The sequence below is a fragment of the Dactylosporangium sp. NPDC006015 genome (genome assembly GCF_040614215.1).
In the GTDB taxonomy this organism is placed as follows: Bacteria; Actinomycetota; Actinomycetes; order Mycobacteriales; family Micromonosporaceae; genus Dactylosporangium; species Dactylosporangium maewongense.
In genome coordinates this window covers 1-13,028 of sequence record NZ_JBEXUD010000019.1, presented here as the reverse complement: position 1 = coordinate 13,028, position 13,028 = coordinate 1, and the positions used below count along the sequence as shown (strand labels likewise).

General features: G+C 74.4%; 14 protein-coding genes and 1 riboswitch. Of the genes, 6 read left to right on the top strand and 8 right to left on the bottom strand.

The window, feature by feature from the left end:
* Positions 1–81: 81 nt before the first annotated feature.
* The 3 genes from ABZ321_RS30200 to ABZ321_RS30190 are packed head-to-tail and all read right to left on the bottom strand — an operon-like array spanning position 82 to position 3,231.
* Positions 82–1,047, bottom strand: coding sequence for a zinc-binding dehydrogenase (locus ABZ321_RS30200; protein WP_344504078.1), 966 nt, complete (start codon positions 1,045–1,047; stop codon positions 82–84).
* Between the two features lie 10 nt (positions 1,048–1,057).
* The gene (locus tag ABZ321_RS30195; protein ID WP_354897477.1) at positions 1,058–1,744 is read right to left on the bottom strand and encodes a dienelactone hydrolase family protein; all 687 of its coding nucleotides are present in this window, start codon (positions 1,742–1,744) and stop codon (positions 1,058–1,060) included.
* A 41-nt stretch (positions 1,745–1,785) separates the two neighbouring features.
* The gene (locus tag ABZ321_RS30190) at positions 1,786–3,231 is read right to left on the bottom strand and encodes an MFS transporter (RefSeq protein ID WP_354897474.1); all 1,446 of its coding nucleotides are present in this window, start codon (positions 3,229–3,231) and stop codon (positions 1,786–1,788) included.
* A gap of 69 nt (positions 3,232–3,300) precedes the next feature.
* Here ABZ321_RS30190 and ABZ321_RS30185 point away from each other — a divergent pair, with 69 nt between their 5' ends.
* Positions 3,301–3,993: an HAD family hydrolase gene (locus ABZ321_RS30185; protein ID WP_354897471.1), complete on the top strand. Its 693-nt coding sequence runs from the start codon at positions 3,301–3,303 to the stop codon at positions 3,991–3,993.
* Positions 3,994–4,059: 66 nt separating this feature from the next.
* Here the strand turns inward: ABZ321_RS30185 and ABZ321_RS30180 are convergent, their stop codons facing one another.
* On the bottom strand, positions 4,060–5,010 hold the full coding sequence (locus ABZ321_RS30180; protein WP_344504074.1) for a helix-turn-helix domain-containing protein: 951 nt from the start codon (positions 5,008–5,010) through the stop codon (positions 4,060–4,062).
* Positions 5,011–5,081: 71 nt separating this feature from the next.
* Here ABZ321_RS30180 and ABZ321_RS30175 point away from each other — a divergent pair, with 71 nt between their 5' ends.
* The 3 genes from ABZ321_RS30175 to bluB all read left to right on the top strand — a co-directional run bounded on the left by ABZ321_RS30175 (position 5,082) and on the right by bluB (position 7,567).
* The gene (locus ABZ321_RS30175; RefSeq protein WP_354897467.1) at positions 5,082–5,822 is read left to right on the top strand and encodes an MBL fold metallo-hydrolase; all 741 of its coding nucleotides are present in this window, start codon (positions 5,082–5,084) and stop codon (positions 5,820–5,822) included.
* A gap of 77 nt (positions 5,823–5,899) precedes the next feature.
* On the top strand, positions 5,900–6,586 hold the full coding sequence (locus ABZ321_RS30170; RefSeq protein WP_354897464.1) for a metallophosphoesterase: 687 nt from the start codon (positions 5,900–5,902) through the stop codon (positions 6,584–6,586).
* A gap of 118 nt (positions 6,587–6,704) precedes the next feature.
* Positions 6,705–6,909: riboswitch (cobalamin riboswitch) on the top strand.
* A gap of 37 nt (positions 6,910–6,946) precedes the next feature.
* Positions 6,947–7,567, top strand: coding sequence for a 5,6-dimethylbenzimidazole synthase (gene bluB / locus ABZ321_RS30165; protein ID WP_354897461.1), 621 nt, complete (start codon positions 6,947–6,949; stop codon positions 7,565–7,567).
* A 55-nt stretch (positions 7,568–7,622) separates the two neighbouring features.
* On the opposite strand, the gene ABZ321_RS30160 is transcribed toward bluB, so the two are convergent.
* Together ABZ321_RS30160 and ABZ321_RS30155 are read right to left on the bottom strand one after the other, a co-directional pair.
* Positions 7,623–8,129 carry a roadblock/LC7 domain-containing protein gene (locus ABZ321_RS30160; RefSeq protein ID WP_344504070.1) on the bottom strand — a complete coding sequence of 169 codons (507 nt, stop codon included), beginning with the start codon at positions 8,127–8,129 and terminating at the stop codon, positions 7,623–7,625.
* Positions 8,126–8,464, bottom strand: coding sequence for a hypothetical protein (locus tag ABZ321_RS30155; RefSeq protein ID WP_354897814.1), 339 nt, complete (start codon positions 8,462–8,464; stop codon positions 8,126–8,128). The genes ABZ321_RS30160 and ABZ321_RS30155 overlap by 4 nt, the downstream gene beginning before the upstream one ends.
* A 340-nt stretch (positions 8,465–8,804) precedes the next feature.
* Here ABZ321_RS30155 and ABZ321_RS30150 point away from each other — a divergent pair, with 340 nt between their 5' ends.
* Positions 8,805–10,736: a S8 family serine peptidase gene (locus ABZ321_RS30150; RefSeq protein WP_354897458.1), complete on the top strand. Its 1,932-nt coding sequence runs from the start codon at positions 8,805–8,807 to the stop codon at positions 10,734–10,736.
* Between the two features lie 69 nt (positions 10,737–10,805).
* On the opposite strand, the gene ABZ321_RS30145 is transcribed toward ABZ321_RS30150, so the two are convergent.
* Both ABZ321_RS30145 and ABZ321_RS30140 read right to left on the bottom strand, forming a co-directional pair.
* Positions 10,806–11,729: a hypothetical protein gene (locus ABZ321_RS30145; RefSeq protein WP_354897455.1), complete on the bottom strand. Its 924-nt coding sequence runs from the start codon at positions 11,727–11,729 to the stop codon at positions 10,806–10,808.
* A gap of 13 nt (positions 11,730–11,742) precedes the next feature.
* Entirely contained in the window at positions 11,743–12,165 is a 423-nt protein-coding gene (locus ABZ321_RS30140; RefSeq protein WP_344504067.1) for a helix-turn-helix domain-containing protein, read from the bottom strand.
* 94 nt (positions 12,166–12,259) lie between these two features.
* On the opposite strand from ABZ321_RS30140, the gene ABZ321_RS30135 reads away from it, so the two are divergent.
* A complete protein-coding gene (locus tag ABZ321_RS30135; protein WP_354897452.1) occupies positions 12,260–12,886 on the top strand; it encodes an NAD(P)H-dependent oxidoreductase in 627 nt (208 codons plus the stop codon).
* Positions 12,887–13,028 lie beyond the last annotated feature (142 nt).

The window sequence follows — 13,028 nt, the reverse complement described above, 5'->3', positions numbered from 1 at the left end:
CAGCCGCGTGGCGTGAAGCCGTCGCGACGCCGGTCGCGTGGCGTGAAAGGCCGTCAGCAAGACCGGTCGCGTGGCGTGAAGCTATGAGCGGGGCCGGTCGACGGTGAGGACGAGCTTGCCGGTGGTGCGGCGGGCGAGCAGGTCCTCGTGGGCGCGGCGGGCGTCCTGCAGCGGGTACGCGGGCCCCACCTGCGGCCGCAGGACCCCGGACGCGGTCAGGCCCAGCAGCTGCCCGAGGGGCCCGGCGAACGCGTCCGGGCGGGTGAGGACGGGGCGCAGCCAGAAGCCCGCGACGGCGACGCTGCGGTCGGCGAGGAGCGAAGGGTCGACGGGCGGGCGGCCGAGGCGGGACGAGTCGCCGTAGGTGACCAGCCGGCCGAGCGGCGCGAGGACCTCCAGCGCGGCCGTGAACGCGGGCCCGCCGGTCGACTCCAGCACGACGTCGACCGGTGCGCCGCCGTTGGCGGCCAGGACTCGGGCCGGGTAGCCGCCGGGGTCGCTGTCGACGGCCGTGTCGGCGCCGAGGGACACGGCGAGGTCGCGCTTCGCGGGGCTGGACGCGGCGGCGATGATCCGGCCCGCGCCGAGGTGCCGGGCCAGCTGCACCGCGAGGGTGCCGACGCCGCCGGCGGCGGCGTTGACGACGACCGTCTCGCCGGGGCGCAGGGCGGCGCTGCCGTGCAGCAGGTGCCACGCGGTGAGGCCCTGCACCAGCAGCGCGAGCGCGGCGCCGTCGGCGACGGCGTCCGGCACGTCCACGGCGTCCACAGTGGACACGACGGCGCGCTCCGCGTAGCCGCCGCCGGCGAAGGTGAGCGCCGCGACCCTCCTGCCGCCGGTGGTGCGCCCCACGACCTCGGTGCCGGGGATGAACGGCAGGGTCTGGCCGCCGCTGTACGTGCCGAGCGTGCGATACGTGTCGGCGTAGTTGACGCCGGCGGCGCTGACGTCGACGAGCAGCTGGCCGGGGCCGGGCTCCGGGTCGGGGACATCGGTGAGCGAGAGGACCTCGGGGCCGCCGAAGCGGTCGCAGCGGATGGCGCGCATGCGTCCAACCCTACGAGGCCGTGATCAGCTCCAGGACCCGCCGCCACGCGTCGGCGGCGGGCTCCGGGCGGTACGTGGGAGGACCGGGCAGCAGGAAGGCGTGCGGCGTGTCCGGGTAGACGACGACCTCGTGCCGCACGCCCGAGTCGCGCAGCGCGGCGGCGACGGTGGCGACGTCCCCGGGTGGCACGACGTGGTCGGCGCCGCCGACGAGGAACAGCAGGCGGCCCGTGATGGCGGGGGTCAGCGTCACCGTCGGCTCGGGGCGGCTCATCGGGATCTGGGTGCCGGTGAGCCAGCCCGGGTAGAGCACCGCGGCCGCCGCCAGCCCGAGCCGCGCGGCGGCGAGATAGGCGGCGTGCCCGCCGACGCTCAGCCCGACCATGCTGACGCCGGCGGGGTCGCCGCCGAGGACGTCGACCGCCGCCGCGACGTCGGCGACGACCTCGTCCCGGTCGAGGCCGTGCAGCAGCTCGAAGCCGCGGGCCCGCCCCTCGTCGTCCTGCGGGAGCTCGACGCCGGGTGCGCTGCGGTGGTACAGGTCGGGCACGGCGACCAGGCAGCCCTCGGCGGCGAGCCGGTCGGCGAACGCGCGGACCGCCGCGTCGATCCCGAAGAGCTGATGGCCGACGACGACCCGGTGCTGCGGACCGGTCGACGCCGGCCGGGCGATGTACACGCCGGCCACGCTAGCCATCGCCCATCCACAGCGACCAATAGCGAGGCCGATGCCGGCGATCAGTCCTCGGATGGCACCCGCGACGGGCGTCCGGCCGCGACGGGCGACGGGCCGGGCCCGTCCCGGCGGCGGTCTCGGCGGCGGTCTCGGCGGCGGTCTCGGTCGAGGGCGGCGAAGAGCAGGCCGAGCGCGGCGAGTCCCAGGCACAGCGCCGCACCGTGGGCCATCGCGGCGGTGTGACCGCCGGGCGCGGCCGCCGTCGCCAGGAAGATGCCGCTGACGGCCGCGATGCTGACGCTCGCGGCGAGCCGCTGCGACAGCTGCAGCAGCGCGGCGCTGAGCCCGTTGGCGCCCGGCGGCGCGTGGGACAGGGTCAGCGCCTGGTTCGGCGAGTTGACGAAGCCGCCCGCCGCCCCCGTCACGAACTGCCCCACCGCGAGGGCCCACACCACCTGCCCCTCCGGAAGGAGCTCGACCGAGGCGATCGAGGCCGCGATGCCGGCCACCGCGACGCCGAGCGCGACCGTGGTCCCCCGCCGCCGCAGCCCCGAGGCGAGCGCCGACGTCAGTGTGAAGCCGACCGCGCTCGGCAGTGCGATCGCCGCGGCGGCGAGCGGCTGGTGGTGCAGGCCGTCCTGCAGGTACAGCGACAGCACCAGGTTGAGGGCGAGGGTGGCGCCGAAGTAGCACATGGCCACGAGCACGCCGAGGACGTAGCCCCGGTTGCGGGTCAGCGCCGGCAGCAGGATCGCGGTGCGGCCGAGCGCGGTCCACCGGCGCTCCCACGCGAGGAACGCCACCAGCCCCGCGCCGGCGGCGAGCAGCCACCACGCGCCGCCGCCGGTGCCGGCGAGCGGCAGCAGCGCGGCGAGGGTGGTGCCGCCGAGCAGCAGCAGGCCGCCGAGGTCGAGGTCGCCGGTGTGGCCCGCGGGCCGGCCGGGGGGCAGGAAGCGCAGCGCGAGGGGGATCGTCACGACCGCGAACGGCAGGTTCGCCACCAGGACGAGCCGCCAGCCGGACCCGGGTCCGGCCGCCTGCAGCACCGCCCCGCCGAGCAGCGGCCCCAGCATGCCGGCGACCCCGCCGACGAAGGCGTAGGCCCCGAGCGCGCGGGCGCGGGCACGCCCGCGGAACAGGTCCTGGAACAGCCCGATGATCTGCGGGTTGACGGTGCCGGCGCCGAAGCCCTGCACGAGCCTGGCCGCGGCGACGACCCAGCCGTGCCGGGCGGTGGCGGCCGCGATCGCACCCGCGGCGAACACGGTGAGGCCGCCGACGAAGAGCAGCCGCCTGCCGTACAGGTCGCCGAGCCGCCCCGCGGGCACCAGCGCCAGCCCGAACGTCAGCGAGTACCCGGCGAGGATCCACTGCAGCGACGCGGTGCCGGCGTGCAGCGAGCCACGCAGCGCGGGCACGACCACGTTCAGCACCGACTGGTCCAGCAGCGTGGTGAACCCGGCGCCGAGGCAGACCGCGACGACCCACCGCGCCCTGACCCCTTCCACCGGGCGATCGTATACCTGCTTTTCCGATCGGAAATAGGGTTATGAACGTCACCCCGTAGAGTGCGCGGCGTGGAGCTGTGCGGCGTCCTGCTCGACCTCGACGGCACCCTGCTCGACCACGAGGCCGCCGTCGGCGCGGCCCTCCTGCGCTGGCTGCCCACGATCGGGGTCGAGCCGGACGCCGGCACCCGGACCCTGTGGGCGACGGTCCAGGAGCGGCACCTCGAGGCGTGGCGGGCCGGGCTGGTCACGTTCCAGCAGCAGCGCCGCGGCAGGCTCCGCGACTTCCTCGCCGCGCTCGGCACCCCCTGCGAGGACGACGGGCGGCTCGACACCCTCTTCTCCGGCTTTCTGCTGATGTACGAGCAGTCGTGGGCCGCCTACCCCGACGCCCGCCCGGCGCTGGCGGCGATCCGGCGGGCGGGACTGCACACGGCCGTCCTCACCAACGGCATCGAGGAGCAGCAGACCGCCAAGCTCGCCCGCATCGGCCTGCGCGACCTCGCCGGCCCCGTCTACACCGCCGAGACCCTCGGCCTGTTCAAGCCCGACCCCGCCGTCTTCACCGAGGCGTGCCGCCGCTGGGGCCTCGCCCCGGAGACCGTCGTGAGCGTCGGCGACCGCCACGACCTGGACGTCCTCCCGGCCCGCGCCGCCGGCCTGCACGCCGTCCACCTCGACCGCCCCGGCACCGCCCCACCCGGCGAGGCGCACCGGATCGGCTCACTGCGCGACCTGCCCGCCCTCCTGCTCCCCCACTGAGCCGCCGGAACCGCCGCACCGCCAAGCCGGAAGCGGCGGCCGTGAAGCCGGGCGGAGCGGGCGGCGTCAGGGGGTGCGGAAGCCGGCGCGGTACGAGTGCGGCGGGATGCCGACCTGGCGGCGGAAGTGCGGGCGCAGGGCGACGCCGTCGGTGAAGCCGCACGCGCGGGCGACCGCGTCGATGTCCAGGTCGGTGGTGGTCAGGACGTGCTGGGCGCGCAGGACACGCTGCTGGAGCAGCCAGCGCAGCGGGGACGAGCCGGTCTCCTCGCGGAAGCGGCGGTCGAACGTGCGGCGGCTCAGGTGGGCGGTGGCGGCGAGGCGGTCGACGTCCAGGGTCGGGTCGTCGAGGCGCTCCAGGGCGAAGCGCATCGCGTCGCCCACGGCGTCGCCGTCGCGCAGCCGCGGGACCGGGCGCTCGATGAACTGGGCCTGCCCGCCGGCCCGGTGCGGGGCGACGACGAGGGCGCGGGCGGCCGCGTTGGCGAGCGCCGGGCCGTGGTCGCGGCGCAGCAGGTGCAGGCAGGCGTCGAGGCCCGCGGCGCTGCCGGCGCTGGTGACGACCAGGCCCTCGTCGACATACAGCACGTCCTCGACGACGTCGACCGCGGGGAAGCGGGACGCGAACTCGGGCAGGTGCCGCCAGTGCGTCGTGGCGCGGCGGCCGTCGAGCAGGCCGGCCTCGGCGAGCACGAACGCGCCCAGGCACAGCCCGACCACGGTGGCGCCCTCGTCGTGCGCGCGGCGGAGCCGGTCGAGGATGCCGGGCGCGACCGGCGCGCCGCCGGGCACCCGCCAGCCGGGCACGACGACGACGCCGGCGGTGTCGAGGTCGTCGAGGTCGTGCGGGGCGGTGAGGGCGATGCCGGCCGTCGTCGTCAGCGGGCCGGGGTGCTCCCCCGCGGTCCGCACGTCGAAGGCGGCCGCGACGCCGAACACCCGGGGTGCCACGGCGACCTCCAGCATCGGCGCGCCGTCGCCGATGAGCACCCCGACCGTCGTCGCCGAGCGCGTCATGGCTTGATCGTATCGGAGGATGGCGTTCCAGCCACTGCCGGCGCGCGCCGGGACCGGCGAAGGTGAAGCCCATGACGATGCAGTTCCAGCGGTTCGGCGGCCCGACGGTGGTGTTCGGCGTCGGTGGCGTCACGTTCATCACCGACCCCACGTTCGACCCGCCCGGGCAGTACCCGCTCGGCAGCCGCGTGCTGACCAAGACCGAGCCCGCCACCGGCACCCCCGACGACGCCGGCGCCGTCGACGTCGTGCTGCTCTCGCACGACCAGCACCCTGACAACCTCGACACCCTCGGTCGTGCGTTCGCGGCGTCGGTACCGGTGGTGCTCAGCACCCCGGCGGCGGCCGCCCGCCTGGGCGGCCAGGTCACCGGCCTGGAGCCGTGGTCCCACACCGACCTGCCCCGGCCCGGCGGCGACGGCTACGTGCGGGTCACCGCCGTCCCCGCGCAGCACGGCCCCGATGGCACCGAACACCTCACCGGCCCGGTCACCGGGTTCGTCCTGCACGGCGACGGCCTGCCGACCGTCTACGTCAGCGGCGACAACGCGTCGCTGGACGTCGTCGCCGCCGTCGCGGAGCGCTTCCCGTCCGTCGACGTGGCGATCCTGTTCGGCGGCCGGGCCCGCACCGCGCTGCTCGGCGACGCCGACCTCACCCTCGGCGCGGCCGGGATGCTGGCGGCGGCCAGGCTCCTGGACGCGAAGACCGTGGTGCCGGTCCACGTCGACAGCTGGGCCCACTTCACCGAGGGCATCGCCGACGTCCGCGCCGCGTTCGAAACCGCGGGCAGCGCACACCTGCTGCGATAACCACGGGACCGCCACGGGACCGCGGGCGCCGCGCACCCGCCGCGGTAGCCGCGCGCCGGCCGGGGTAACCGGCAGGGGTGCTCATCGCCCACCTCAGCGACCTCCACCTCGGCGCGCAGCCGCCCGACCGGTTCGACCGCGTCATCGCGTACATCGGCAGCCTCCGCGAACCGGTGGACGCCGTGCTCGTCACCGGCGACGTCGCCGACCACGGACTCGACGCCGAATACGCCGCGTTCGGCCGGCTCCGGACGCTCGGTGTGCCCGTCCTCGCGGTGCCCGGCAACCACGACGACCCGGCCGCCTTCCGGACCGACCGCGCCGAGACTGTGGCGGGGGTGCTGTTCGCGCTGTGCGACTCGTCGGTGCCCGGGCACGCCGAGGGCTGGCTCGACGACGACACCCTCCGGTGGCTCGACGGCACCCTCGCGGCGGCGACGGGCACGCCCGCGCTCGTGTGCTGCCATCATCCGCCGGTACCGGTGGGCAAGCCCGCGGCGGACCAGGTCCGCCAGCTCGGCGCCGGGCGGCTCGCCGAGGTCCTCCGCCGCCACCCGGACGTGCTCGCCGTCCTGTGCGGGCATGTCCACAGCGCCGCCGTCGGCACGTTCGCGGGCGTGCCCGTGCTCGCCGCGCCGGGCGTCGAGTCGACGATGGTGCTGCCGTGGGAGCCCGAGGACCGGCCCGAGCCGCCGCCGGCGCTCGCGTTCCACCTCGTCGAGGACGGCCGGCTCACCACTCACTACCGGCTCTGCGTGCCCTGAGCCCTGACGGTCCGCGAATGCCGCGGACTGAGCCCCTGCGGTCCGCGAATGCCGCGGACTGAGCCCCTGCGGTCCGCGAATGCCGCGGCCCGGCCGGGCCGCCGCGTATGCTGCCGGACGGCACGAACTGAAGCGAGGTGCCCCGGGCGACCGGGGAGAATCGGGAAGCCGGTATGAATCCGGCACGGGCCCGCCGCGGTGATCGGGGAGCTGCCGTCCATGCGCACCAGCGGTGCGCGGTCACTGGCCTCAGGGCTGGGAAGGCGGACGGTGCAGGCGTTGATCCGAGAGTCCGAAGACCGGCCTCGCGGTCACCGGCCGTCCGTGACGGGCGGCCACGAGCAGCGGGAGCCTGCCCTGATGAGCACCGACCTGTACGACGTCGTGCACCGCCGCCGCGACGTGCGCGGCCAGTTCACCGGCGCGCCGATCCCCGCCGACGTCCTCGACCGCGTGCTGGGCGCCGCCCACGCCGCGCCGAGCGTCGGCCTGTCCCAGCCGTGGGACTTCGTCCTCGTCCGCGACCCCGCCCTGCGCGGCGCCTTCCACGACCACGTCCGCACCGAACGCGACACGTTCGCCGCGACGCTCGACGCCGACCGGGCCGCGGCCTTCGCCCGCATCAAGATCGACGGGGTGCTGGAGTCGACCCTGTCCGTGGTCGTCACGTACGACCCCGGGCGGGGCGGCCCGGCGGTCCTCGGCCGGCACGCGATCGCCGACGCCGGCCTCTACTCCGTCTGCCTCGCCATCCAGAACCTGTGGCTGGCCGCGACCGCGGAGGGGCTCGGCGTCGGCTGGGTGTCGTTCTACCGCGAGCCGTTCGTCCGTGAGCTGCTGGGCGTCCCGGCCGGCATCCGCCCGGTCGCCTGGCTGTGCCTGGGCCCGGTGACCCACCTGGAATCCGTCCCCGACCTGGAGCGGCACGGCTGGCGCCGCCGGGCCCCGCTCGCCGACGCCGTGCACCACGACCGCTGGTAGCCGGCGCCGCGCGGGGCGGGCACGGCGCCGGGCGGGACCGGAGCCGGGGCGGGGCTCAGAGCAGCGCGGCGAGCTGCTGGCAGGTCGGGCGGGCCTCCAGGTGCAGGCGGGCGACGTTGAGCCCGTCGCTGCCGAGCACCGCGAGCAGCGTGCTGCCGTCCACGGCGTACACGGTGAAGTAGCCGCCGTCGTTGCGCATGGTCGCGTCCCGGAACGGTGACTGCCCCAGCACCAGCGCCACCTGCCGGCCCAGGCCGAACGTCGTCGCCGCCAGCGCGGCCGCGTCGTGCGGCTCGGTGCCTCCGCCGGCGTCGTACGCGCCCAGGTCATAGGTGACCAGCAGGCCGTCGACGCCGGCGAGCACGCTGCCGCGGACCCCCGGCACGCGCAGGCGCAGGTCCGCCATCGCGGCGCGCACCGGGGACAGGGCGGCGTCGAGCGGCTCGGGCCGCGCGCCGAACTGCGGCGACTGCAGCTGACCGACGCCGCCCCCGGGCTCGAGGCCCTCCCTGCGCGGCAGGCCGTCCTCGTCGGGGGCGCCGCCGAAGAAGCCGGACGTCACAGTTCGAGGCCCTCCTCGATCGCGCGCAGCTGGTGGCGGGCCAGCGCGAGGTTGGCGCGCGCCTTCGCGAGCGCGACGTACAGGAACAGCCCGTGACCGTTGCGGGAGTGCAGCGGCCGGATGATGTGGTACTGGCTTTCGAGCGTGATGAGGATGTCCTCGATCGGCTCGCCGAGACCGAGCATCTCGATGGTGCGCAGCTTCGCCCGCACGACGTCGGTGTTGCCGGCCGCGGCCACCGTGATGTCGAAGTCGGCGCCGCCGCCGAGGGTGCCCAGCGTCATGCCGCTGGTGTAGTCGACGAGCGCGACCGCGAACGCCCCCTCGATGTTCATCGCGCTCTTCAGCGCGACATCCAGGTTGTTGCTCAAATCCGTGCCTCCTGAGCTGGTGCGGGTGCCGCGGCCAGCCTCGCACGAAGCGATCTTTCGCTGCACCCTTCGACGCAGCTTTTAGCCAGACGGCTCATAGCCGGCTGGCTTCTCAACCGATCCACCGGTCACTGCCGGTGAGCGCACGCAACTCATAAACAGTTTTGACGGCGCAGATCGTCGCCGTCTGTTCACCGGGGTGACCTTCGCCGGTCGCGTCCTCCTACCTTCTGCTCCAGCCCTCCGGGGTCGGCGTCAACCGGACCCGGCCACGGAGCTGGCATCCCTCGGAGGAGGTCTCACCGTGTTCCACCGAATTACGGCGGCCGGCGTCGCGCTCGTGGCGGGGCTGGCCGGTGCCTTCGCGGCGGCCGCGCCGGCGGCGGCCGTCGCGCAGGGCGCGATCCTGTACGCGGACAGTCCCGACGCGGTGGCAGGCCGCTACATCGTCACGCTGAAGGACGGCTCCACCGCGATCGCCACCCAGGCCCAGCGGCTCACCGGCAGGTTCGGCGGGCAGACCCGGCACGTGTTCGACAGCGTGCAGCGGGGCTTCTCGGCGAACATGTCCGTGCAGCAGGCGCAGCGGCTGGCCGCAGACCCGGCCGTCGCGTCGGTCGAGGCGGTCCAGCGCATCACCGTCCTCGACACCCAGAACAACCCGCCGAACTGGGGCGACGACCGCATCGACCAGCGGAGCCTGCCCCTGAACCAGGCGTTCACCTACCCGGCCGGCCCCGGGCAGGGCGTCACCGTGTACGTGCTGGACACCGGCCTCAACGCGAGCCACACCGAGTTCAGCGGCCGGGTGAAGCAGGGCACCGACATCGTCGACGGGGACAGCAACCCCGCCGACTGCCACGGCCACGGCACGCACGTCGCGGGCACCGCCGTCGGCACCACCTACGGCATCGCGAAGAAGGCGAACCTCGTCTCGGTCCGCGTCCTGAACTGCCAGGGCTCCGGCACCAACGACGACCTGATCGCGGGCATCAACTGGGTGCGCACCAACGCCCAGAAGCCGGCGGTCGCGAACTACTCGATCGGCTGCGGCAGCCGGTGCAGCAGCCAGGCCATGGACAGCGCCGTGTCGAGCCTGATCAGCTCGGGCGTCCAGTTCGTGCAGGCGGCCGGCAACAACGGCGACGACGCCTGCTACTACAGCCCGCAGGGGGTCGGCGCGGCGATCACCGTCGGCAACAGCAACAGCTCCGACGCCCGCAACAGCACCAGCAACTACGGCTCGTGCCTGGACCTGTTCGCGCCGGGGACGAGCATCGTGTCGGCGTCGTACTCCAGCAACACCGGCAGCGCGACGATGACGGGCACCTCGATGGCGTCGCCGCACGTGGCCGGCGCCGCCGCGCTGTACCTGGGCGCGAACCCGAACGCGACGCCGGCGCAGGTCCGCGACGCGCTCGTGAACAACGGCACCACCGGGAAGATCACCAGCGCCGGGAGCGGCTCGCCCAACGTGCTGCTGTACACGGCGTTCATCGGCGGCGGCACGCCGACCGACCCGGCCGTGACCAACCCGGGCAACAAGAGCTCCGTCGTCGGCCAGCAGGTCGACGTTCAGGTCCAGGGCAGCGGCGGCACCACGCCGTACACCTGGAGCGCGTCCGGCCTCCCGGCCGGGCTGTCCATCGGCGCGTCGACCGGTCGGATCACCGGCAGCGCGACGACGGCGGGCACCTCGAACGTCACGGTGACCCTGAAGGACGCGGCGAACAAGACCGCGTCGGCCCAGTTCACCTGGACGGTCACCACCGGTGGCGGCGGCTGCACACCCTCGCAGCCCGTCGGCAACGGTGGCTTCGAGAGCGGCACGTCGCCGTGGACCGCGACCGCGAACGTGATCGGCACGTGGTCGCAGTACCCGGCGCGCAGCGGCACCCGCAACGCGTGGCTCAACGGCGGCGGGCAGGTGCAGACCGACACGGTCTCGCAGCCCGTGGCGGTCCCGTCCGGCTGCACGACCGTGCAGCTGCGCTTCTGGATCCGCATCACCACCGCGGAGACCGAGAACCTGGTCTACGACAGGCTGACCGTCACCCTCGGCAGCACCACCGTGGCCACGTACACGAACCTGGACAAGACCAACGGGTACGTGGAGAAGGTCATCGACGCGAGCGCGTTCGCGGGGCAGACGGTCACGCTGAAGTTCAACGGCGTCGAGGACTGGTCGCTGCAGACCAGTTTCGTCCTCGACGACGTGTCGATCAGCGCCTCCTGATAGCCGGCCGGGCGCCCGCCGACATCGGGCGCCCGGTCACCGTCCGGGGGTGGGAGTGATCAACGAGGCTCACTCCCACTCCCATCGCATGCCGACGATGCCGGGGGGTACGTCGGACGCGACGACGTGGGCGCCGTGGGTCGAGCCGATCCACGTCTCCCACACGCCCTGGTCCGGCGCGTTGAGCGCGCGGCGTTCGAACCGCCGGCAGCGCGCCGGCACCGCGTCGTGGTCGAACTGCACCTGCAGCACGTACTCGGTGACCGGGGTCGAGAAGCCCCGGTAGTAGTTGTCGGTCGCGGAGAGCGAGTCGCTGCGGTACTGGTACTCCAGCACCACCGTCTCCCCCTGCGCCAGCATCCGGTCGAAGATGATCTCCGCTGCGACGAGCCCGCCGGCGTCGGACCGGACCCGGCCGATGCGGCAGTTGCGGATCGCGCTGATGGTCACCTTCGCGGCCGGGTCGTCGGTGAGGAAGACCGCGACGGTGCGGGAGACCCGGTCGATGTTGGCCCGCAGCACCTGCCGGCAGGTCAGGCCCAGCTCCTGCCGCTGGGCCCCGACGACGTACAGGTCGTGCAGACTCAGCCTGGTCAGCTCGTGGTACATCCACCGGTCGAGCTCGCCGACCATCTTCGCCACGCTGATGCCGTCGCTGAACAGCCGGTCGACGTCGATGGTGCCCGGCGGCTGGCTCAGCCAGCGCCCCCGCGGGCGGCGCGGCCCGAGCTGCACGATCAGCGACTCCTCGGGCAGCGCCAGGATCTGCTCGAGCAGCCGGACGGCCTTGAGCGACTCGGGCCGCTCGGGGCGGCTGCGCCCCCGCCGCCAGTAGCTCAGCGTGGTGATGCTGACGCTGACGCCCTTGCTGGCGAGCTGCTGCTGGATCTCGTCGAGGCGGATGCCACGGTCCTCGATGGCGAGGTGCAGCGCCGCGGAGAACGGGCCGGTGCGCAGCGCGTGCGCGAGGTCACGACCCGGGCCCTTCTCCATGCCCGGTGAGTATCTACCCCTTGAGCACTTTTTCCAATGCCGTCGCGACCGTGCGCGCCTCGGCCGCGGTCATCCTGCTGGTGAAGTGCGCCTCGATGCCGGCGAGGTAGGTCGGCGCGGCGGCCCGCAGCCTGGCCCGGCCCGCGGCCGTGATCCGCGCGAACGCCGAGCGCCCGTCGGCCGGGTTGGCGACCCGCTCGACGAGGCCGGCCCTGGTGAGCTCGTCGACGACGCGGCTGCTGCGGCTGCGGCTGACCACCGCCTTCGCGCCCAGCTCCCCCATCGTGAGCTGGCGGTCCTTCGCCGAGTTGAGCTCCAGCAGCACGTCATACCAGGTCAGCGGCAGGCCGTGGGCCGCCTGCAGCTCCTGGTCCAGCACCGGGACCAGCGCGGCGTGCACCCGCAGCAGGCCCGCCCAGGCGGCCGTGTTGTCCATCGTCACACCGTACCAACTCTTGTGCGTGCGCACGCAAGTGGCTAGCTTTGCGTTGTTAGGTGCGTGCGCACACACTTTCTTTCGGAGGTTCACGATGACCAAGCTGCTGCACATCTCGGCGTCCCCGCGCGGCACCCGCTCCGAGTCACTCGCGCTCGCGTCGCGTTTCCTGCAGGTGTACGGCGAGCAGCACCCCGACCATGAGATCGCCGAGTGGGACCTGTGGGACGGCACGCTGCCGGCGTTCGGACCGGCCGCCGCCGGCGCGAAGATGGACGTGTTCGCGGGGGTCGAGCCCACCGGCGAGGGCGCCGCCGCCTGGGCCGCCGCGCGCGCCGCGTTCGACCGCTTCGCCGCCGCCGACAAGCTGCTCTTCTCGGTCCCCATGTGGAACGCCGGGGTCCCGTACATCCTCAAGCAGTTCATCGACGTGGTCAGCCAGCCGGGCCTGGTCTTCGGCTTCGACCCCGCCGAGGGGTACAGCGGCCTGCTCACCGGCCGCAAGGCCGCGGTCGTCTACACCAGCGCCGTCTACGGCGAGGGCCGCGGCCCGGCCTTCGGCGCCGACTTCCAGCGACCGTTCTTCGAGGAGTGGCTGCGCTGGGCGGGCATCACCGACATCACGCCGGTCACCTTCCGCCCCAACCTCGCCACCGCCGACGCCGACGCCGGCCGCGCCCTGGCCACGGCCGACGCCGTCGAGGCCGCGAAGCGCTTCTGACCGGCGTGCGTGCGGCCCCGGGAACCGTCCCGGGGCCGCCACTTCACGGGCGCACGACCGTCACCGTCCGCGCGCGCCCGCGCCGTCCACGCAGAGGGGCGACCGGACGCTGCCCCGGCGGCGCGACGACCATGCCTGCCGG